The sequence below is a fragment of the Cupriavidus cauae genome (assembly GCF_008632125.1).
GTDB lineage: Bacteria > Pseudomonadota > Gammaproteobacteria > Burkholderiales > Burkholderiaceae > Cupriavidus > Cupriavidus cauae.
Genome location: NZ_VWRN01000031.1, coordinates 157,961 through 178,482 on the forward strand (window position 1 = coordinate 157,961; position 20,522 = coordinate 178,482).

At 66.8% G+C, this 20,522-nt stretch carries 22 protein-coding genes; 7 read left to right on the forward strand and 15 right to left on the reverse strand.

The features are described 5' to 3' along the window. Positions 1 to 45: 45 nt before the first annotated feature. A complete protein-coding gene (locus tag F1599_RS11640; RefSeq protein WP_150083205.1) occupies positions 46 to 1,260 on the reverse strand; it encodes a hypothetical protein in 1,215 nt (404 codons plus the stop codon). A 158-nt stretch (positions 1,261 to 1,418) separates the two neighbouring features. Between F1599_RS11640 and F1599_RS11645 the strand changes: the two genes are divergently transcribed. Both F1599_RS11645 and F1599_RS11650 read left to right on the forward strand, forming a co-directional pair. Beyond that, positions 1,419 to 1,763, forward strand: a complete 345-nt coding sequence (locus tag F1599_RS11645; RefSeq protein ID WP_370639559.1) for a hypothetical protein — start codon at positions 1,419 to 1,421, stop codon at positions 1,761 to 1,763. Between the two features lie 209 nt (positions 1,764 to 1,972). Then, a complete protein-coding gene (locus F1599_RS11650) occupies positions 1,973 to 2,965 on the forward strand; it encodes a Bug family tripartite tricarboxylate transporter substrate binding protein (RefSeq protein WP_150083206.1) in 993 nt (330 codons plus the stop codon). A gap of 61 nt (positions 2,966 to 3,026) precedes the next feature. Here F1599_RS11650 and F1599_RS11655 read toward each other — a convergent pair whose 3' ends face one another. Both F1599_RS11655 and F1599_RS11660 read right to left on the reverse strand, forming a co-directional pair. Further along, entirely contained in the window at positions 3,027 to 3,821 is a 795-nt protein-coding gene (locus F1599_RS11655) for an aquaporin (RefSeq protein ID WP_150083207.1), read from the reverse strand. Between the two features lie 10 nt (positions 3,822 to 3,831). After that, positions 3,832 to 4,590 carry a response regulator transcription factor gene (locus F1599_RS11660; RefSeq protein ID WP_317845741.1) on the reverse strand — a complete coding sequence of 253 codons (759 nt, stop codon included), beginning with the start codon at positions 4,588 to 4,590 and terminating at the stop codon, positions 3,832 to 3,834. A gap of 307 nt (positions 4,591 to 4,897) precedes the next feature. On the opposite strand from F1599_RS11660, the gene F1599_RS11665 reads away from it, so the two are divergent. Then, a complete protein-coding gene (locus F1599_RS11665; protein ID WP_149317391.1) occupies positions 4,898 to 5,593 on the forward strand; it encodes a response regulator transcription factor in 696 nt (231 codons plus the stop codon). Next, positions 5,590 to 6,318 carry a sensor histidine kinase family protein gene (locus F1599_RS11670; RefSeq protein WP_150083208.1) on the forward strand — a complete coding sequence of 243 codons (729 nt, stop codon included), beginning with the start codon at positions 5,590 to 5,592 and terminating at the stop codon, positions 6,316 to 6,318. Before F1599_RS11665 ends, F1599_RS11670 begins: the two co-directional genes overlap by 4 nt. A gap of 14 nt (positions 6,319 to 6,332) precedes the next feature. Here the strand turns inward: F1599_RS11670 and F1599_RS11675 are convergent, their stop codons facing one another. From F1599_RS11675 to minC, 4 genes are all read right to left on the reverse strand, one after another. After that, a complete protein-coding gene (locus F1599_RS11675; RefSeq protein ID WP_149317389.1) occupies positions 6,333 to 7,418 on the reverse strand; it encodes a porin in 1,086 nt (361 codons plus the stop codon). Positions 7,419 to 7,748: 330 nt separating this feature from the next. After that, the gene (minE, locus tag F1599_RS11680) at positions 7,749 to 8,003 is read right to left on the reverse strand and encodes a cell division topological specificity factor MinE (RefSeq protein WP_006578294.1); all 255 of its coding nucleotides are present in this window, start codon (positions 8,001 to 8,003) and stop codon (positions 7,749 to 7,751) included. A gap of 15 nt (positions 8,004 to 8,018) precedes the next feature. Next, positions 8,019 to 8,831, reverse strand: coding sequence for a septum site-determining protein MinD (gene minD, locus F1599_RS11685; RefSeq protein WP_149317388.1), 813 nt, complete (start codon positions 8,829 to 8,831; stop codon positions 8,019 to 8,021). A 61-nt stretch (positions 8,832 to 8,892) separates the two neighbouring features. Then, the gene (minC, locus tag F1599_RS11690; RefSeq protein ID WP_150083209.1) at positions 8,893 to 9,657 is read right to left on the reverse strand and encodes a septum site-determining protein MinC; all 765 of its coding nucleotides are present in this window, start codon (positions 9,655 to 9,657) and stop codon (positions 8,893 to 8,895) included. Between the two features lie 209 nt (positions 9,658 to 9,866). Between minC and F1599_RS11695 the strand changes: the two genes are divergently transcribed. After that, a complete protein-coding gene (locus F1599_RS11695; protein ID WP_149317386.1) occupies positions 9,867 to 10,838 on the forward strand; it encodes a magnesium and cobalt transport protein CorA in 972 nt (323 codons plus the stop codon). A 30-nt stretch (positions 10,839 to 10,868) separates the two neighbouring features. On the opposite strand, the gene F1599_RS11700 is transcribed toward F1599_RS11695, so the two are convergent. Further along, positions 10,869 to 11,165, reverse strand: coding sequence for a type II toxin-antitoxin system RelE/ParE family toxin (locus tag F1599_RS11700; protein ID WP_149317385.1), 297 nt, complete (start codon positions 11,163 to 11,165; stop codon positions 10,869 to 10,871). A 44-nt stretch (positions 11,166 to 11,209) separates the two neighbouring features. Next, positions 11,210 to 11,419, reverse strand: a complete 210-nt coding sequence (locus tag F1599_RS11705; protein ID WP_149317613.1) for a hypothetical protein — start codon at positions 11,417 to 11,419, stop codon at positions 11,210 to 11,212. Between the two features lie 592 nt (positions 11,420 to 12,011). On the opposite strand from F1599_RS11705, the gene F1599_RS11710 reads away from it, so the two are divergent. Beyond that, positions 12,012 to 12,848, forward strand: a complete 837-nt coding sequence (locus tag F1599_RS11710; RefSeq protein ID WP_317845742.1) for an alpha/beta fold hydrolase — start codon at positions 12,012 to 12,014, stop codon at positions 12,846 to 12,848. A 159-nt stretch (positions 12,849 to 13,007) separates the two neighbouring features. Here the strand turns inward: F1599_RS11710 and F1599_RS11715 are convergent, their stop codons facing one another. The 4 genes from F1599_RS11715 to F1599_RS11730 form a co-directional block, all read right to left on the reverse strand. Continuing rightward, positions 13,008 to 14,510, reverse strand: a complete 1,503-nt coding sequence (locus F1599_RS11715) for a tripartite tricarboxylate transporter permease (RefSeq protein WP_150083211.1) — start codon at positions 14,508 to 14,510, stop codon at positions 13,008 to 13,010. A 13-nt stretch (positions 14,511 to 14,523) separates the two neighbouring features. After that, the gene (locus F1599_RS11720) at positions 14,524 to 14,985 is read right to left on the reverse strand and encodes a tripartite tricarboxylate transporter TctB family protein (protein WP_149317382.1); all 462 of its coding nucleotides are present in this window, start codon (positions 14,983 to 14,985) and stop codon (positions 14,524 to 14,526) included. 470 nt (positions 14,986 to 15,455) lie between these two features. Continuing rightward, entirely contained in the window at positions 15,456 to 16,382 is a 927-nt protein-coding gene (locus F1599_RS11725) for a 2-hydroxy-3-oxopropionate reductase (protein ID WP_150083212.1), read from the reverse strand. 187 nt (positions 16,383 to 16,569) lie between these two features. Continuing rightward, positions 16,570 to 17,670, reverse strand: a complete 1,101-nt coding sequence (locus F1599_RS11730; protein WP_150083213.1) for a malate/lactate/ureidoglycolate dehydrogenase — start codon at positions 17,668 to 17,670, stop codon at positions 16,570 to 16,572. A gap of 335 nt (positions 17,671 to 18,005) precedes the next feature. Between F1599_RS11730 and F1599_RS11735 the strand changes: the two genes are divergently transcribed. After that, positions 18,006 to 19,082, forward strand: coding sequence for an Ldh family oxidoreductase (locus tag F1599_RS11735; protein ID WP_149317379.1), 1,077 nt, complete (start codon positions 18,006 to 18,008; stop codon positions 19,080 to 19,082). A 36-nt stretch (positions 19,083 to 19,118) separates the two neighbouring features. Here F1599_RS11735 and F1599_RS11740 read toward each other — a convergent pair whose 3' ends face one another. Continuing rightward, positions 19,119 to 19,538, reverse strand: coding sequence for a GNAT family acetyltransferase (locus F1599_RS11740; protein WP_150083214.1), 420 nt, complete (start codon positions 19,536 to 19,538; stop codon positions 19,119 to 19,121). Between the two features lie 91 nt (positions 19,539 to 19,629). Beyond that, complete coding sequence (locus F1599_RS11745) at positions 19,630 to 20,433, reverse strand: thioesterase family protein (RefSeq protein ID WP_150083215.1); 804 nt, start codon at positions 20,431 to 20,433, stop codon at positions 19,630 to 19,632. Positions 20,434 to 20,522: the final 89 nt, after the last annotated feature.

The following is a 20,522-nucleotide window of genomic DNA, read 5'->3' on the forward strand; positions in this document are numbered from 1 at the left end:
ATTAGCAAAGGATCGTGAGGCGTCACAGGGTGACGGGGAAGAATCTTAGTGATGTGCATTTACCGGCATGTCGGCTTTCTTGCCCCACACGCGCGCCGGCTTGCGAGGCGCATCCGGCGCTTGCGCTCCGGCCGCACGCCGTTCCGTGGTCAGCGCATGGGCGCGCGCGACAAGGGCTAGCAGCTCGATCTGGCTGACACGGTCCCCATCGGGAAGGGCGGCAATGTTGCCCATGCACCGCAACATCGGACGGACTGCCGAGGTTGGCAAGCCAGGCAGGACGGCGGCGAGATCCTTCAGGTGCCGGCCGATCAGGTTGAGACCGTTCACGGTATTCGGGTCCACATCCGGGAGCGGCGTGGTGGGCCGCTCCATCGCGCCGGGATTGACTGCGGCAACGAGGGCGTCGGCCAGCTGCGTGGCGCCCTTCTCCAACCACTGCTGGAACGCCGAGCCGGCGGACAATCCGGCGGTCAGTTGCACGATGCGTCTTGCTGTGTCCATGTCGAAGCCATGTGTCCTGGCGAACCTGTCGCAGAGCGAGGCCACCATCTTGTCGCGCCGGCTCCGCGCCGGCGTGTCGGGGGCCAGGGCGAGGGAACACAGCGGCTCGAGGATCAGTTCAAGCTGGTCGCGAGGCAGTGCCTCGGGCAAGCCGCGCAGTTGCTTGTCCACCAGCTTCAAGTCTTCGTCGGACACGACTGCATCGCGGAAGTCGAGGCTGGCGGGCAGGTCGGTGTTGGGGTTTGGAGAAGCGCGCAATGTCCGGCAGACTTCGTGCAGCCAGGCCAGCCGATCGTCGCCAGGCAGAAAGCCCTGTTCAGGGACGAGTCCGGCTCGTTCTTCCGGCCGCGTGAAATGCCCGACGGTATGTCGGACACGTGCGACGCGTACGGACCCGCACGGAAGCATGCGGCGCAAGGTTCGTACGATGGCGAGCCATTGCTGCCGCCATGTCATGTGCCTGAATGGCACTTCGACCAGGGCGCCCTCCCACCGTCCCGGTCTGCACTCGACCAGCTCGAAGCGATAGCGGCTGGAGCCAAGCTGAACGATGTGGTGGGAACTGTCGCGATGAAGAACCTGCAGAAGCTCGCCGGGATGGCGCTGCACGGCCTGGCGGACATCCTGGATGCCGGCAAATCGATGGATGGTGAGAGGAACGCGCATGATGGATGGCAGGGTGGTGTCTGGCAGCGGGGCATGGCCAGCAGCACCGCCGTGAAGGACCGTCGTGCCGTTGCCACGCAGCGAACGCATGGCCGAAGTGTGACGAACTCGTCAAAAAAGAACTTTCGCCAATCTGCAGATTCCGCTTGAAGCGGCACGTCTTCGCAGGCGTGGACCTGCGTTTCGCGAACCATCGTCGGCAGTCGCGCGCAAGACCGCCCGCCAGCGCTGCGGGGATTTGCGGCATCATGGCGGCGTTGCCGATTTCATCGCGGGGCGATGCCGCCCCGCCCGCCGCCGTGCCCGCCAACGAAGTCCCTTCCCGCTCCAGCGATGCATTGCCCGCGCCCGGCGCATTCAATGCCTGCGCCCATTGCCTTGCGCTGGCCGCCGACATGCGCCGGCGCGAGCCGCATGAACGGCTGGCGTTGAAGCACACCGCGCCATTGGTCAGCCAGAGCGCGGCCGGTGTGCCGTTCAGCATGCTGACGTTCCAGTGCCGCGAGTGCGGCACCACCTGGCGCCTGTACGATCGGGCCAACGAGTTGTTCGTCTCCTGGGTGCCACAGTGGCAGCCCGGTGCCTTGGGCTAAGATAGCGCCCGACGCCGGCCTGGCGGCTCCATGCCAAGGTCTTGCCTGCGGTCCAGCTGCGCGATTCCTCTGTTATTCCGGCGTCATGGCTGCGTTATCGCTGCGTTGTCGTTGCGTTAAGCCGCTATGACCGCCGTATGACCGCCGTATGACCGCTCTGTGACCCCCATTTCCCGGCCAACTTCCTACAAATCCCTGTCGCTGCCACCATGCCTTTCGCCTTCCGCCTGCCCGGACTCGCCGCCTTTGCCGCCGTCACGTCGTTTGCCGCCATCGGCAGCGCGCCGGCCTCCGCCGCCGACAACTATCCGTCGCGCCCGATCCGCCTGATCGTCGCCTATCCGACCGGCGGCATCAGCGATACGGTGGCGCGTGCGCTCGCCGAGCGGCTGTCCGACCAGATGGGGACGTCGGTGGTGGTCGAGAACAAGGCAGGCGCCGGCGGCAGCATCGGCATGGACGCGGTCGCCAAGGCGGCGCCGGACGGCTACACGATCGGTTTTTCGTCGACCAGTCCGCTGACCTTGAACCCGCACGTCGGCAAGGTGCATTACGACCCGCAGCGCGATATCGCACCGGTGATGAGCGTGATGTATTCCCCGGTGATCGTGGTCGCCACGTCCAGCTTCACCGGCAAGAGCTTCCAGGATCTGGTCGCGCAGGCCAAGGCCAAGCCCGGCTCGGTCCGGTGGGCGACCTCGGGCCTCGGCACGGTCGGCCATGTCGTGCTGGAGCAGGTCAAGGCCAGGTCGCAAGCGGACCTGACGCTGATTCCGTACAAGGGCGCCGGCCAGCAGATGAACGACGCGCTCGGTGGCCAGTTCGAGGTCATGAGCACCAATGCCAGCCCGGCGCTGACCCAGCAGATGCAGGCCGGACGTCTGCGTGCGCTGGCGGTCGGCGCCCCGAAGCGCATCGACGCGCTGGCCGAGGTGCCGACCTTCGCCGAACTCGGCTATCCGAAGGCCAATCTGACTTCCACCTTCGGCGTGTTCGCGCCCGGCAAGACGCCGGCCGCGATCGTCGCCCGTCTCAATGCCGAACTGAACAAGGCGCTGGCCGCGCCGGAGGTCCGTGAACGCCTGCTCAAGGGCGGCGAGGTGCCGACCGGCGGCAGCGCGGCACAGTTTGCCGCCGCGATCCGCGCCGAGTACGACGACAACGGCCGCATCGTCAAGGAAGCCGGCATCAAGGCGGACTGAGCCGCCGCGCGGGCCCGGTCGCCGCGACTGCCGTCCCACCATCGCACGATCGCTAGCGCCCTCATGTCGGCGATTGCGGATCGCAGCCGGGCTCGGCCGCCTCGGCCGCGGCCCAGCGCGCCAATGCCGTCAGCTCGTCCGGTTCGGTCAGCAAGCCATCCTCGTCGAGCAGGCAGAACGCGATCAGCCCACCCATCAGCCCGCCCGCTGCGGGCGCCAGCCAGAACAGCCACAGCTGCGCCATCGCCCAGCCCTGCACGAACAGCGCCTGGCCGGTGGCGCGGGCTGGATTGAGCGCGGCATAGGTGACCGGCAAGGCGAGCAGATGCGCCATCGCCAGCGCCGGCCCCAGCACCACGGGGCCCGCCGCGATCAGCCGCCGCCGGCGCGTGACACTGGCGGTCACCAGCGCCAGCATCGCCGTCGCCGCGAATTCGATCGCCAGGGCGCTCGGCATGTCGTAGCCCGCGGGCGAATGCAGACCGTAGCCGTTGGCGGCGAAGCGCTCGGACGACAAGGCGAAATCCGGCCGGCCCTGCGCCGCCAGCATCAGCAAGGTCGCCGCCGCCACGGCACCCACCAGCTGCGCGATGCCGTAGGGAATCACCTCGCGCCACGGAAAGCGCCGTGCCGCCGCCAGTCCGAGGCTGATGGCCGGATTCAGGTGCGCGCCGGAGATCGATCCGACCGCCCGTGCCATCGCATAGGCCGCCAGCCCGAAGGCGAGCGCGATGCACAGCAGGTCCGCGGCGGTGTCCGGCTTGCAGCCGGCCAGCACCACCACGCCGCATCCGGCAAAGATCAAGCCGAAAGTGCCGACCGCTTCCGCGAGCAGCCTTCTGGCGAGAGAGGCCATGGTTCGCTCCTTAGATGGGGTCGACCACATCGAGCCGGCAGCCGGCCGAATACACCGTGGTCAGCCGCACACCGTTGTGCGGCCACAGGGCCAGCTTGGTCCGCACGCGCGACAGATGGCTGTCGAGCGTGCGGGAACCGTCGGGCAGCGGGCGGCGCCAGACCTCGTCGATCATGGTCTGGCGCAGCACCAGCTGGCCGAGATGCCGGAACAGCAGAATCGCCAGATCGAATTCCTTGGGTGACAGCATGACGGGGGCGCCGGTCAGATACGCGCGCCGGTCGGTGGTCGAAAAACGGTAGGCGCCGACCGACAGATCGAAGCACCCTTCGCCCGTCTCGAGCATTCGCCGCGCCAGTGCCTGAACGCGCGCGGCCAGTTCCGCCCGCCGCACCGGCTTGGTGATGAACGCGTCGGCGCCTTCGGCAAGACCGCGACACAGCTGGCACTCCTCGGTGCCATCGCCGAGCAGCATCACCGGCAAGCGGCTGCCCAATGTACGCCGTACCCACAGCAGCACGTCCTGCGCGGCGATTCCCGGCACCTCCCAATCCAGCAGCAGCATGTCGAACGCTTCCTGGCGCAAGGCCATCATCAGGGTCCGTCCCTCCCGGAAGCGGATGCATCGATGGCCTTGCAGGCTGAGCGTTTGCTCCAGCACGACGGCTTGCGTGGGATCGTCCTGCAGCGCGGCGATTCTCATGGCGTCTGCTCTCCTCGCGTGTCGATTCGATTGCGCGCGGGTCGCGGCGGCACCCGGGCGCGACAAGGAAGTTTGCCGGCAGGGCTATCGCCGATCACCGGCCATGGCCGCGGATCGCGAGAGCGCATGCATTCGCCTTCGCGGTCGATCGCCACTGGCTTCGGCGCGGCGATTTCCATCCGCGCAGGCATCGTACGTTCAGACCTCGGTATGCCGAAAGTGAGATTTTGTTGAAACCTCAAATTGAGGCAATTCCTATTTGTAAACGGCCGCGCGCCGTCTTAAATGCGGGGTGGTTCGATGCTCGATGGGAAGGGGCCGGCCGCACGCAAGCCGGCGTTCGATCGCTCTACACCGTGAACGGAGTTTGCGCATGAAGATCGCATCGCTCGAAGACGAACCCGCGCAGGCCGCGTGGATTCAGCAAATCGTGACCGAGGCCGGCCATTGCTGCGTCAGCTTCGGGCTGAGCCGGCAGTTGCTGCTGCGCTTGCGCGACGAGAGTTTCGATCTGTTGCTGCTCGATTGGCAGATGCCGGACATGAGCGGCAAGGAGGTTCTGCACTGGACCCGCGCCAATCTGGACCGGCGCGTGCCGGTGATGTTCCTGACCTGCCGCGGCGCCGAAGAAGATGTGGTCAGTGGCTTGTGCGCGGGGGCCGACGACTACATGGTCAAGCCGATCCGCCCGGGCGAGCTGACCGCGCGCATCCAGTCCCTGCTGCGCCGTACCGACAGCCACCGCGCCGGCACCGACGCGCGGGTCAGCCTGGGCGGTTATGTGTTCGACAGCGCCGCGCGTACCGTCACGCTGAACGGCTGCCCGGTCGAATTGACGCCGAAGGAATTCGACCTCGCGCTGCTGCTGTTTCGCAACGAGGGCCGCATCGTGGCCCGCAACTATATCGTTGCCGCGGTCTGGGGCAGGGAGATTTCCCCGTTGTCGCGCACCATCGATACCCATATGTCGCGCGTGCGCAGCAAGCTGGGCTTGCGCGCCGAGCGCGGTTTCCGGCTGATGCCGGTCTATACCCACGGCTATCGGCTGGAGGCGGTGTCCTTGCCATGAGACTGCGCGACTGGTTTGCACGCCTCGCGGCATGGCGCCGCCGCTGGGTCCGCAGCGCGGCGCGGCGCGGCGATCCGGTATGGCGCACGGTGGCGCACGGGTTGGCCCACGATCTGCGTGTTCCGCCCACCGACATGCTGGCACTCGCGGGGCTGTATCGCGCCGGTGCACTTGCCGGGCCTGCGTTCGCCGTGCAGGTCGTCGCGCACGCGCGCGAGGCGCTGACCCGGGTCGACGAACTGGGCTGCCTGATCGAGGAGGCCGTTCACCGGTATCGCCACGAAGCGGTCGATCTGGCGGCACTGATCGCGGCATGCCTCGATGCGGCATGGAGCGCAGCCGATGAGACGGGCGTGGTCCTGCATTGCGAGGACCTGCCGACCTTCACATGGGTCGATGGCGATGCCCGCATGCTGGAGATGGCGGTTACCCGGCTGCTGGCCCGCGCGATTCTCAATGCCTCGCCCGGCGCGGCCGTGCATCTGCGGATCGGCGTCACGCGCGGTGTCGGCTGGGTCGAGATCGCGACAGCGGCCGCATCGCCCGATGCCGTCGTCGCCGCGCTGTCACGCAGTGCCCCGGCCGGAATGTTCGTGCGTCGCGTGATGCGATGCCACCGGGGCAGGATGACGCTGCGCAAGGAGGGCGGGGCTGCCATCTGGCGGCTGGTGCTGCCCCAAAGCAAGAAAGCACCCGAAGGTGCTTTCCTGCCTGTCGATCGGTAAAAAAACGATGCCGATCAGAAGATGTGGCGGATACCCACGGCCACGCCGGTCTGGTTGCTCTTGCCCGGCAGTTCGGTGCGAGCACCGTCCTTGACCTTGTTGTAATCGACCGTACCGTAGACCTGGGTACGCTTGGACAGCGCGTACTCGGCCAGCAGCACGCCGGTGTAGCGCTTGCCGTCGTTGCCGGCAACGCCGTCCTTGTTGTCGATGTCGTCGTAGTAGAACGCGCCGGTCAGGGCCAGGGCCGGGGTCAGCTGGTAGCTGGCGCCAACGTAACCGATCTTGTCCTTGCGCGGGTTGGCAGCGTGGTTGCCGCCCACCGGAATCGGGTTGCCGGTGGTGGCCTGGTCCGGGTTCAGGAAGCCGTTGTCGATCACGCCGGTGTGGTCCTTGCCGCCGATATAGCCGACGAACAGCTTGGCTGCGCCGATGGTGTACTTACCGGCCACGCCCCACATCTGCTGCTTGTTCTCGTTGATGTCGCGGATTTCCTGGTACACGCCGCCGATGCCGAACGGGCCAAAGGCGTACGAGGCGCGGGCACCCCAGTACTGGTTGGTGCGGACGCTGCCGGCTTGTTCGCCGAAGCCATAGCTGGCGCCGACGTTCAGGCCGCCGAACTTGCCGTCGTAGCTGATGACGTTGTCACGGCGCAGCTGGGTCAGGAAGAACGGCCAGGCGTTGTTGTTGTAGTTGCCGATCGTCAGCGGATCGTAATCACCGAACAGGTTGAAGCCCTCGGTATATTGACGGCCCAGCTTGATGGTGCCGAAGTCGCCGGACAGGCCGACGTAAGCCTGGCGGCCGAACAGCGTGCCGGTGGCCTGGTTGCCGCGGCCGGTGTCCGGATCGAAGCCGTTTTCCAGCTGGAAGATCGCCTTCAGGTTGTTGCCCAGGGCTTCGCTGCCCTTGATGCCCCAGCGGCTGTTGGTGATGGCGCCGTTGGTCAGTTCGACCAGGCCGTCATCGTTGGCGTTGGCGTTGGTGGTGTAGCGGATGCTCTGGTCGACGATCCCGTACAGCGTGACCGAGGTTTGTGCGTAGGCGCTGCCGGCGAGCAGGGTGCCGAGTGCGAGAGTCAAGGCCGATTTCTTCATGGTGCTCCTTTTCTGTCTTGTGGTTCTGTCGCCGGATCGCGGCGGCATTTATTGGCTCTACGTTGTCGGTAGACGCCGCGAAAATTTATCAAAACGTAAACGGTTCCGACACCAATCCGTGCTCGGGCGGCTCCGAATGGACGCGGCTGGTGCAATTCCGTTGTCAGGCCGCGACAGTTGCCCGCAATGGTGCATTGCGGCGTGCAAACTCGCGCCGGCGAGGGCGTGGGGAAACCGAAAGGGAGGGAGGCGGGGAGGGCGGGGGCGTCCGCATCGGGACACCCCGCCAAAGGGGGGAGGCGGCCGGACCGGGCGGTCCGCCGCCGGCGGTCAGCTCTGCGGGATCTCGATCTTGACCTCGAGCACCTCGAGGTTGTCCTGGCGCTCGAGACTGACGCGCAGGTCCTGGTCGCCGATCTTCACGTACTTCGAAATCACGGCAACGAGCTCGCGCTGCAGTGCCGGCAGATAATCGGCCGGCGCGGAATGGCCGGTGCGTTCATGGGCGAGGATGATCTGCAGCCGCTCCTTGGCGACCGACGCGGACTTCTTTTTCTCCCCGAGCAGGAAGGACAGGATCGACATGGGGATGAGCCCTCCTTACTTGTTGCCGAACAGGCGCGACAGCAGGCCCGGCTTCTGATAATCGACGAAGCGCATCGGCTTTTCCTTGCCGAGGAAGCGGTCCACCACGTCGCCGTAGGCGTCGGCGACGTCCGTGCCCTCCAGATGGATGGCCGGCGTGCCCTGGTTCGAGGCGTGCAGCACGGCCTCGGACTCCGGAATCACGCCGATCAGCTTGATGCGCAGGATTTCCTGGATGTCGGTCAGCGACAGCATCTCGCCGCCGTGCACGCGCTTCGGGTTGTAGCGCGTGATCAGCAGGTGTTCCTTGATCGGCTCGCCTTCGCTGGCGCGCTTGGTCTTGGACGCCAGGATGCCCAGGATCCGGTCGGAGTCGCGCACCGACGAGACTTCCGGATTGGTGACGATCAGCGCCTCGTCGGCGAAGTACATCGCCATCAGCGCGCCGGTCTCGATGCCGGCCGGCGAATCGCAGACGATGTATTCGAAATCCATGTCGATCAGGTTCTTGATCACCTTCTCGACCCCTTCGTGCGTCAGCGCTTCCTTGTCGCGGGTCTGCGAGGCCGGCAGGATGAACAGGTTCTCGCACTTCTTGTCCTTGATCAGCGCCTGGTGCAGATTGGCTTCGCCCTGCACCACGTTGATCAGGTCGTAGACCACCCGGCGCTCGCAACCCATGATCAGGTCGAGGTTGCGCAGGCCGACGTCGAAGTCGATCACGGCGGTCTTGTGGCCGCGCAGGGCCAGCCCGGCGGCGAAGCTCGCGCTGGTGGTGGTCTTGCCGACGCCTCCCTTGCCGGAGGTCACAACGATGATTTTTGCCATGGCTCTTGGTCCAGTAATAGGGTTGAAGCTTGCGCTGCGATGTTGCGGGACTCGGCCGGACTCACTTCATGCGAAGCGGCTCGAGAATCAGGGTTTCGTCGGCAAGCCGGACCTGCGCGGGTTTGCCCAGCACGTCGGGCGGCAGGGTCTGTTCGGCGGTCCGGTAGATGCCGGCGATCGAAATCAGTTCGGGTTCCAGGCAGGTGCAGAAGATGCGCGCGTCGGGATTGCCCTTGACCCCCGCCAGCGCACGGCCGCGCAGCGGGGCGTAAATATGGATGTTGCCTTCGGCAATGACCTCGGCGCCGAAGCTGACCACGTCCATGATGACGACGTCGCCGTGCGCGTAGATCTGCTGGCCCGAGCGTAGCGGCTTGTCGATCAGCAGCGTCGTGGCGGCGCGCGGCGGCTCGGGTGCCGGTGCGGGTGCCGGTGCGGGAGCGGGGGCTTCGCTGGCGGCAGCGGCCGGCTCGGCCTCGCGCGCGGCGCCGGTACGTCCATTGCCGCGGCGGCTCTGGCTGTCCAGCATCGGCAGCCCGCAGGCCTGGGCCCAGTCGTGCTGCTCCTGGCGCGCCACCACACCGATCGCGCGGGCCTTCAGCGTGGACAGCGTGTCGATTACCGCGCCCAGTTCCGGGCGCTGGCCGTCTTCCAGAGAGCGCAGGTCCAGCGCGATGACATCGTTCGAGAAGAAATCGGGGGTCGCTTCGAAGCGCGACAGCAGATCGTCTCGCAGCGCCGAGGTATCCGCGGTATGGAGCGCAAGAAGGAGGGCGTCGACGTTGCCACTACGCAGCTCGAAGTGTGGCGATTTCTTCTGGGACATAGCCGGGTAAGCGTGGAAATATCGCATTCTAACTGCCTCTTCCCGGCTAACTGTAACAATTGTCGATCAGGTGACCTGCAGGGCGCGATGTTTTGCCGCGCGGGGCGGCAGGGGCCGCAGGGGACCGACGGATTCGCCGCAAGGCCGGCCTTCGTTCTTCACCGGCGCCGCCGCTTGTTACGATTGCGCATCCTGACCGAGGAGCATTCATGGGTGCGATCGTCAATTGCGTGGCCTACCGCGGCGGCAAGCGGCTGGGCGAGGTCTCGTTGGAGGACATCAGCGAGGTACTGAAGACGCCGGACACCTTCGTCTGGCTGGGCCTGTACGAACCGGATCTCGCGCTGCTGCGCCAGGCGCAGCTCGAGTTCGGCCTGCACGACCTGGCGGTCGAGGACGCGCTGAACGCCCATCAGCGCCCCAAGCTGGAGGCTTACGGCGACAGCGTCTTCATCGTCCTCAATACTGCCCAGCTGGTCGGCGACAACGTCGAGATCGGCGAGACGCATCTGTTCGTCGGCCCCAACTACGTGGTGTCGGTCCGCCACGGGGCCAGCAGCACCTACGCCCCCGTGCGCGATCGCTGCGCGCACGAGCCGCACGCGCTGGCCAATGGGCCCGGCTACGTACTGTATGCGCTGATGGATTTCGTGGTCGATCACTACATGCCGATCGTCAACGGGCTCGAGGACACCTTCGAGCAGCTCGAGCAGGGCCTGTTCCGCGACCAGTTCGACCGGAACGCGATCGAGCGGCTGTACCACATCAAGCGGCAGGTGCTGCGGCTGCGCAATGCGGTCTATCCGATCGAGGAGATGTGCGGGCAGTTGATCCGCCTGCACGAGGAGCTGGTGCCCAAGGATCTGCGCGCCTATTTCCGCGACGTCGAGGACCACGCCAGCCGGCTGCTGAGAACGCTCGATGTCGTGCGCGAAATGCTGACGACCGCGGTGCAGGTCAATCTGGCGCTGGTCACGGTGGGACAGAACGAGGTGGTCAAGCGGCTCGCCGGCTGGGGTGCCATTCTCGCGATCCCGACGGTGGTATTCAGCCTGTACGGCATGAACTTCGAATTCATGCCGGAGCTGAAACTGCCGTTCGCCTATCCGGCCGTGGTCGCCGGCACCGCGCTGGCCTGCACGGCGCTTTGGCGCAAGCTGCATCGGGCGGGATGGGTTTGATCCAAGTCGCTGTTATGCAGTGCTGCCCGCTCAGGTCGAACGTTTCACCCGCTTTGGATACTGCTGGCGAGAGTGCATGACACGAAGTATCTGTATCTCTGCGTTGACGAGCCGATAAACCACATAGTAGTTCGGATGGATAACCAGCTCCCGGGTGCCGCTGACACGGCCGCGTCGATATAGATACGGACGATCCGGCAGGGCAGCCGTCATCCGGTCAATGTCCTCGTATAGCGAATATGCTGCCTGGGCATTGTGCTCGGCGATATGGGACAGGATGGTATCGAGGTCCGCAAGCGCGGAATCGAGCCAATGAACCCGAGGCATTGCCTGGCTTCTACTGGTAATCGTGACAGGGAAGGGGCGGGCCGTTACTGGGGCTTGTCGGACCCGGCGGCCCCCATCTTGAGCAAGCGGGTGCGGATGTGCGCCATTGCTTCCCGGTGCGGAATGAAGGTGGCGTCGGGCGAATCGGCCGCACGAATGGCGGCTTCAACCTCGGTCCGGAACCAGCGGTCATATTCCGCTGCCTCTTCGGCACTCTTGAATTTGGGCTGGAGGGGAGAACTTGCGTCGCTCATGCGGGGCAGTATAAAGCCGCCGAGTCGTGCAGTACTTGAATTCATATCGTGGCTGAGCATGGCTGGGTGGGATACCCAGGTACTCCGAAAAAAAACCGGCCACCACCCCCGGTGCCGGGGCGCGACGTTGCGATGGTGGTGGCCGGGTCCGCGCAAGCTGCCCGTGTGATGAACAACGGAAGGGCATGTTACGAGCGCGGCGCTCGATCGTTTTCGGGAACGGCCCGTGGCTTTTGCATTCGGCGTGCGGAGGCGCACGCGTCACGCAAAAACTGCGCGCTTTGCACATTCGCGATGGCAGCGATGCAGGGCACGGCAGCGCATAGACGGCGAAAAGACGGCAAACGAGCGGCAAACGAGCGGCAAACAGGCTTGGAACAAGCGGGGAACAAGGGACAACAAGGGGGAACAAGCGGCGAGCGCGCGGCGCCAGGCGTCGGAATGCAATTTGCATCCTCGTGCGAATCCATCTTTCGGAGGAGCGACGATGAACGATCCGCACGATCTGTCGGCGGTCGCCGCCACGTCGGGGGCCGCGGAAATTGCCGGACGCCAGGACGCCGTGGCACACCGGACGCTGGACCTCGACGGCATGCGCGTCTTCTACCGCGAAGCCGGACCGAAGGACGCACCCGCGATCCTGCTGCCGCACGGCTACCCGTGCTCGTCCTATCAATACCGCCGTCTGCTGCCGGCGCTGGCCGACCGCTGGCACGCCGTGGCGCCGGATTTCCCGGGATTCGGCTACAGCGATACACCGGACTTCGGGCAGTTCGGCTACGACTTCGACGCCTACGCGGCCTTTCTGCAGCGCTTCGCCGACGCGCTCGGCCTAAAGCGGTACGCGCTTTACTTGCACGACTACGGTTCGCAGATCGGACTGCGGCTCGCGATCCGCGCCCCCGAGCGGATCGCCGCGCTGATCGTGCAGAACGGCGACATCTACGAGGACGCGCTCGGGCCCAAGTACGAGACGATCCGGCGCTATTGGGACGACCCGTCGCCGGCCAATCGCGCGCCGCTCGAAGCCGCCGCCAGCGAGCATGGCTTTCGCGACGAGTTCATCGGCGAAATCCGGTCCGAACACGTGCCGCGACTGTCGCCCGATCTATGGACGCTGCATTGGCGCCTGATGGACACACCGGTCCGGCGCGAAGTGGCGGTGCGGCTGATGGAAGGGCTGAAGGCGAATCTCGACTGGTTCCCGCGCTACCAGGCCTATCTGCGCGAACACCAGCCACCCACGCTGATTCTTTGGGGGCCGCACGACGGCTATATGCCCGAGGCCGCGGGCCGTGCCTATCTGCGCGATCTGCCGCGCGCGGAACTGCATATGACCGACGGCGGGCATTGGCTGCTGGAGACGCATTTCGCGCAGGTATGTCCGCTGATCCGGGGCTTCCTGGGGCGGGTCTGGAACGCAGCGTAGTGGGGTGCGTTCCGTCAAGCTGTTGAGCGGGTGCCCTCTCCGTTTGGCGGGAGAGGGCAGGGAGGAAGAGAAGCGGAGAGGAAAGCGGAAAGGGAAGCGGCCGCATGAAGCCCACGCCGTCGGCGAACAAGCCGCGGCTCTCCGCTCCCCGCCCCTTCGCTATTCCTCCTGGAACGCCTCCTCCCGCTTGGCCTTGACCGCGGGCAGCGCCACCACCGCCACCAGCGCGGCGGCCGCGACCAGCAGGCCCAGCGACAGCGGCCGCTCGATGAACACATGGAAGTCGCCCCGCGAGAGCAGCAGCGTGCGGCGGAAGTTCTCTTCCATCATCGGCCCCAGGACGAAGCCGAGCAGCAGCGGCGCGGGCTCGCAGCGCAGCTTCATGAAGACATAGCCGATCATCCCGCAGGCGGCGGCGACGAACACGTCGAACACGGTGTTGTTGACCGAATAGACGCCGATGCAGCAGAACGTCAGGATCGCCGGATAGAGGAAGCGGTACGGCACCTTCAGCAGCTTGACCCAGATGCCGATCAGCGGCAGGTTCAGGATCACCAGCGTCAGGTTGCCGATCCACATCGAAGCGATCAGGCCCCAGAACAGCGAGGGGTTGCTGGTCATCACCTGCGGGCCGGGCTGGATATTGTGGATCGTCATCGCGCCGACCATCAGCGCCATCACCGCATTGGACGGAATGCCCAGCGTCAGCAGCGGAATGAACGAGGTCTGCGCGGCCGCGTTGTTGGCCGATTCCGGTCCGGCCACGCCTTCGATCGCGCCCTTGCCGAATTCGTGCGGATGCTTCGAGGTCTTCTTTTCCAGCGAATACGCCGCGAACGACGACAGCGACGCGCCGCCGCCCGGCAACACACCCAGCGCCGAGCCGAGCGCGGTGCCGCGCAGCACGGCGGGAATCATGCGCCTGAAGTCTTCCCTGGTCGGAAACAGGTTGGTCACGCGGTCGGTAAAAGTCTCGCGCGACTCCCGCTGCTCCAGATTGACGATGATCTCGGCGAAGCCGAACAGGCCCATCGCCAGCCCGGTGATGTTGATGCCGTCGGTCAGCTCCGGGACGTCGAACGAGAAGCGCGCCACGCCCGAATTGACGTCGGTGCCGATCAGGCCGATCAGCAGGCCGAGCACGATCATCGCCACGGCCTTGACCAGCGAGCCCGACGCCAGCACCACGGCGCCGATCAGGCCCAGCACCATCAGCGAGAAATACTCGGCGGGACCGAACTTGAAGGCCAGCTCCGACAGCGGCGTCGCGAACGCGGCCAGGATCAGCGTGGCGACGCTGCCGGCAAAGAACGAACCCAGCCCCGCGGTCGCCAGCGCGACGCCCGCGCGGCCCTTGCGGGCCATCTGGTAGCCGTCCAGCGTGGTCACCACCGACGACGACTCGCCGGGCAGGTTGACCAGGATGGCGGTGGTCGATCCGCCGTACTGCGCACCGTAGTAGATGCCCGCCAGCATGATCAGCGCCGCCACCGGCGGCAGCGTGTAGGTGATCGGCAGCAGCATCGCGATCGTCGCCAGCGGCCCCAGGCCCGGCAGCACGCCGATCAGCGTCCCCAACACGCAGCCCAGCAGCGCATAGGCCAGGTTCTGCAGCGACAGCGCGGTGGAGAACCCCAGCGCCAGATGGTTGAGCAATTCCATAGCGTGGGCCTCCTCAAGCCGACAGGAAAGCCGGCCAAACCGGCATTTGCAGATTGATGCCGTAGACGAAGGCAACCAGGCTGATGACCACCAGCACCGCGGCATTGAGCAGCGCCCCGCGCCAGGTGAACTCGTGGCTGGCCATCGACGCGATCAGCACCAGCAGGATCACCGACAGCACCATGCCGAGCGGCTTGAGCACCAGGCCGAACAGCACCACCGAGCCGAGCACCCACAGCACGGTGCGCAGGTCCCAGCGTGCGAGCCGGTCGGACTCGCCCTTTGGTGACATGGCGCCAATCGTCACCACCGCGCCCAACAGCGCCAGCACGATGCCGAGCCAGAACGGAAAGTAGCCGGGCCCCATGCGCGCCGCGGTGCCCATGGTGTAGCCGCGCGCGACCAGGGAAAAGCCGAGGCCGACGGCGATGAACATCAGGCCGGAGAAGAAATCGGTTTGTTTGCGTATTCGCATGATGGCGCCCGCAGGATTCGAAACGGTGAACGGAACAGCCATCCCCGCCTGTCTTGGCGCAGGCTTGTCGCGATGGCACTCGGGAATGTCGCGGCGCGCGGGCCCATATGCCGGCGCGGCGACGGCAGGCGACCCTCGTCGTGGCGAGGGCGGCTGCAGGTCAGGGCTGGCGGAAGTCCCGGTGACGGACCGGGACCAGCGCCCTCACGACGGTGCGGAACCGTCGATGGCTACGAAAGATACATCATGGCGTGATGTATTTGAACGAAAACAAGGGTAATTCCCGAGAAATTCACCGTGCCGGTGCCGGGTCAGGTGCGGGGGCATGCATGCGGGTTTGGCCCGATTGCAGCGGGCATTGGTGGCGCGATCCACGCGAACCACGCAGTCGGACAGGCGCGGCGGCGCGAGCCGTCCCTGGCCGGCGTGGTCCGCGTTGTTGCCGCCGTCGTTGCTGCTGTTGCCGCTGCTTATGCGCCGCGCCCGGCGCTGTCACCGCTCGCGGAAGCGGGCGTATCGCCGATGGCGAAGTCGGCCATGTGTTCGAGCGCGCGGACCAGCCCCGAGTGGTCCCAGGCCTCGCCGCCGAGCGCTTCGCAGACATTGAACAGCTGCTGGCACGACGCGGTGCCGGGCAGGCTCAGGCCGAGCTTGCGGGCGGTCGACAGCGCGAGGTTCAGGTCCTTCTGATGCAGCGCGATCCGAAAGCCCGGATCGAAGGTGCGGCGGATCATCCGTTCGCCATGCACCTCCAGGATGCGCGAGCTGGCAAAGCCGCCCATCAGCGCCTGCCGCACGCGCGCCGGGTCGGCCCCGGCCTTCGCGGCCAGTACCAGCGCCTCGCCGACCGCCTCGATCGTCAGCGCGACGATGACCTGGTTCGCGACCTTGGCGATCTGCCCGTCGCCGACGCCGCCGACCAGCGTGATGTTCTTGCCCATCAGCTGCAGCAGCGGCAACACGCGATCGAACGCGGCCTGCTTGCCGCCCGCCATGATCGACAGCGTGCCGGCCTTGGCGCCGACCTCGCCGCCCGATACCGGCGCATCGACATAGTCGCAGCCGAGCGCTTCGATGCGTCCGGCGAACTCGCGCGTCTCGATCGGCGAGATCGAACTCATGTCGATCACCACCTTGCCGCCGGACAGCCCCGCCGCGACGCCGTTGTCGCCGAACAGCACGCGTTCGACGTCGGGCGTGTCCGGCAGCATCAGAATGACGATCTCCGCCTGCCGCGCGACCTCGGCCGCGTTCGCACAGGATTGCGCACCGGCATCGAGCAGCGCCTGGGGTGGGCCGCTGCGGCTATGGACGTACAGCGTATGTCCGCCTTCGAGTAGATGCTGGGCCATCGGCGCGCCCATCACGCCCAGGCCGATGAATCCGATATTGCTCATCTGTCTGCCTCATCGATAGATCGGGAACCGCCGGCTCCGTCCAGCATCGTACGCTGGCGCGTCCGGCACCAGCGCCAGCATACGCCCTGTGGGCCATACGCCGGGCGATACTTCCGAGCGATACCCTTCAGCGATGGCACCGGCCGATGCTGCCGGGCCATGGCCCGGCAGCATCGCCTGCAGGCGCTCAAGCGGGATCCATCACGAGCCGCGACAGCGGCCCCGGCGATGCGCCGCACCTGGCCTGCACCTGCGCCGCGGCATCGTCCAGCTGCGCCAGCGTGCCGCCGTCGACCGGGATGCCGTCGGCGCGCGCGTGCTGGCGTTCCCGCTCGGGATCGCCGGGCATGCGGATCGCATCGTGTCCCGGCTGCAAGGGCGACGACTTCAGCCAGTCGACGAAGGCTTGCAGCTCGGCGCCGAAGCTGGTGCTGCCGGCGAGCCGCTCCGGATCGAACACGATCGCCAGCATGTTGTTCCAGATCGCATGCGGATGCGTCAGGGTCTCGGGCCGGACCGTATGGCCGCCGGTCACGGCCGCGCCCAGCAGCTCGCACATCACCGCCAGCGCATAGCCCTTGTGCTCGGCGAAGGGCCGCAGCGCGCCTTGCGGCTCGCCGTTCTGCGGATACATCACCGAGGCCAGCTCGGTCGCGGCGCCGTCGGCATCGAGCAGGCAGCCGGCCGGCACGGCCACGCCCTTGTTGTGGGCCACGCGGACCTTGCCCAGCGCGATCGCGCTGGTGGCGAAGTCCATCACCAGCGGCGGCTTGCCGGCGACCGGCACGCCGATCGTGAACGGATTGGTCCCATAGCGCGCCTGATAGCCGCCATGCGGCGCGACGATCGGCTTGGACAGCACGTTGACGAAGTGGATCGAAATCATGCCCGCGGAGCACGCCTGTTCCGCCCAATGGCCGACCCGTCCCAGATGATGCGACTGGCGCAGCCCCATCACCGCCACGCCGTGCTCGCGGGCCCGCGCGATGGCGAGCGCCATCGCTTCCTCGGCCACCGCCGGTCCCATGCCGCGGTTGCCGTCCAGGCTCAGCATGCTGCCGGTGTCCTGCAGCACGCTGACGCGCCGGTTCAGCTGCAGCTGGTCGCCGAGCCAGGACTGCACGTACTTCGGGATCATGCCGACGCCGTGGGAATCGTGGCCGGTCAGGTTCGCCGTCACCAGATGGTCGGCGGTCAGCTGCGCCTCGCGATCGTCGGAGCCGGCGGCGCGCCACAGGTCGACGACCCATCGATGCAGGGAGGCAGGGGCAATGTGATGTTCGGTCATGGGTTCGGGATGCGAGGTGGGTGAAGAGAGCCGTGGGCTCCCGCGCGAGTTCAGCGGTCAATGATGGGGTATCCGGGCGTCGCATGCCAACCGGTCCGTCATTCGGACTCGAGGTTGGCTGTCGTGTCGTGCTGGTCAACAATGGCGTGTATGGCATGTCCCCGATGCATCGGGAGAAGCGCGCTCCGGGCCGCGTCAGCGGCGCGCCATCGCCCGGCGCACGCGACCAGCGATGGAAGATCGATAGCCTGACAGGCGGCGAATAGACGACCGATACACGACCGATAGACGACTGGTACACGACGATAGACGACGACCGATACGAGGAAAGCCCGATGACCAACGCATCTCCTGAAGTTCGCGCCCGCTATCACGCGGCCGCGCTGCGCGATATGGCTGTCGCCCTGCTGACGCGCGCCGGCATGCCGATCGATCGCGCCGGCGATGTCGCCGACATCCTTGTCGAAGGCGACCTGATGGGCCACGACACCCACGGCCTGCAGCTGCTGCCGGTCTATCTGGCGGAGATCGAGAGCGGCAGCATGCAGGTGGCGGGGGACTACGAGGTGATTTCCGAGCGCGCGGCCGTCGCCACCTGGGACGGCAAGCGCTTGCCAGGGCCGTGGCTGACCCTGCGCGCGCTCGATGTCGCGATCGAGAAGGCGAAGGCGTACGGCACCGGCACCGTGACCATCCGCCGCAGCCACCATATCGCCGCGCTCGCCGCCTATCTGGAGCGCGCGACCTCGCAGGGCCTGATGATGCTGCTGTACTCGTCGGCGCCGGCGGCGATGATGGTCGCGCCGTTCGGCGGCACACGCCCGCTGTTCTCGCCGAGCCCGATGGCGGCCGGCATCCCGACGCCGCGCGGGCCCGCGCTGATCGATGTCTCCACGTCGATCACCACGGTCGGTCTGACCACGCGCCTCTATCGCGAAGGCAAGCGCTTGCCGCACGCCTGGCTGATCGACGAGAACGGCGAGCCCAGCGACGACCCCGCCGTCCTGCAGGCGCCGCACAAGGGCTCGATCCTGCCGCTCGGCGGCCTGGACGTCGGACACAAGGGCTACGCGCTGTCGCTGATGGTCGAGGCGCTGACCGCGGGGCTGGCCGGGCACGGCCGCGACGACCCGGGCCAGCGCTGGGGCAATACGGTCTTTCTGCAGATCCTCGACCCGAAGGCATTCGCCGGGGAGGACGCGTTCGAACACCAGATGGGCTGGATCGCCGATGCCTGCGCGCAGAACCCGCCGCGGCCAGGCGTCGAACAGGTCCGGCTGCCGGGCTGGGCCGCGCTCGACAGAAAGGCCAGGCAGCTGGAGGAAGGCGTTGCGCTGAACCCGAGCATCGTGCCGCAGCTGGAGCCGTGGCTGCGGAAGTTCGGCACCGACATGCCGGAGCGGATGGGCTGAGCCCGGCCGCTCGGTTGTCGGGCTCGGTCGGCGGACTCAGTGATCCGGGATCAACCGTTTGCCCAGGGTGACGGTGGCATCGGCGGCATAGCCGAGCTGGCGATAGAAGGCGAGCACGGCTTCGTTGCCGGCGCGGATCTGCAGGTTCAGCTTCGGGCAGCCGCGTTCCATCAGCAGCCTCTCCGCCTCGGCCATCAACTGACGGCCATGACCGCGGCCCTGGAAATCGCCATGCACGGCGAGGTAATAGATCCAGCCGCGATGGCCGTCATAGCCGACCATGGCGGTCGCCATCAGCCTGCCGTCGACTTCGCCCACGAGGAACAGCTCCGGCTGTTCGGCGAGCTTGCGCGCGATGTCCCGGTGCGGATCGTTCCATGGACGTGTGAGGCCGCAGTGCTTCCACAGGGATACCACTTCGGCTTCGTCGGACTCGCGGTAGGTGCGTATTTGCATGGGCGTTCAGCGGTTGCCGGGAAACGCCCAGTGTAGCGTCCCCTTCGCCCGCTCGCGCGCGGACCCCAACCATGGCGACCACGGCAACCATCTATCGCTGCTTGATCAGCAGGCTCTGCTGCGCCACGCCGATCACGCCGGCTTCGTCGTACAGCGTCGAGGTGGTCAGCCCGATGCCGCTCGGCTGCGCGACCGTGACGGAATCCACGCCGACCCATTCGCCCTGCGGCGGCCGGTGCAGCGAGACGCTCAGGTCCGCGTTCGCGAACACGAAGCGATCGAGCGGCAGTGCCCAGCTGATGCCGTTGCCAAAGTCCGCGGCGGCCACCGCACGGGCGCTGGGCGGCGTGGGCCAGCCGTCGATCAGCGGCACTGCCAAGCGGAACCACGCGGCGGCCGGGCCGGGCTCGGCGACGCTGCCGCTCGCCACGCGGCTCTCCATTGCCGTGTAGTGGAACGAGGTCTGCTCGACCATGCCCGGGATGCGGATCGGCTCTCTGCACTGGTCCGGCAGCGGCAGCGGGCATGCGGCGGCGGCCGGGCTCAGGTCGACCGCCCGTTCGCGCATGAATACCGCGACGCCGCGCACGACCGGCTTGTCCTCATGCATCAGGCTCAAGGCCACGCGCCGCACCGAGCCGCCCGGCTGGATTTCCTGCGTGGCCTGCAGCGGCGCGATCGGTACGGGCCGCAGCAATTCCAGCGTCAGCCGCACCATCGACCATCCCGGCTCGTCGGCCATCGCGCGTTCGGCGATCGCAGCCAGCAGGCCGGCCGGCGCGCCGCCGTGCTGCGCATCCGGACTCCACGGCCCGCGCGCCAGCGCCGTCGGCAGGATGCGGTTGCCGACATAGGCGAACACGCTGTGCGGATCCAGCTCATTCTGCGACGCCACAGGCCACCTCCGGGATCGGTACGGTTTCGACGGCCAACTGGCGTGACCAGCCGCGGAACCGAATGCGCGTGCATTCGTTCTTTCCGTCG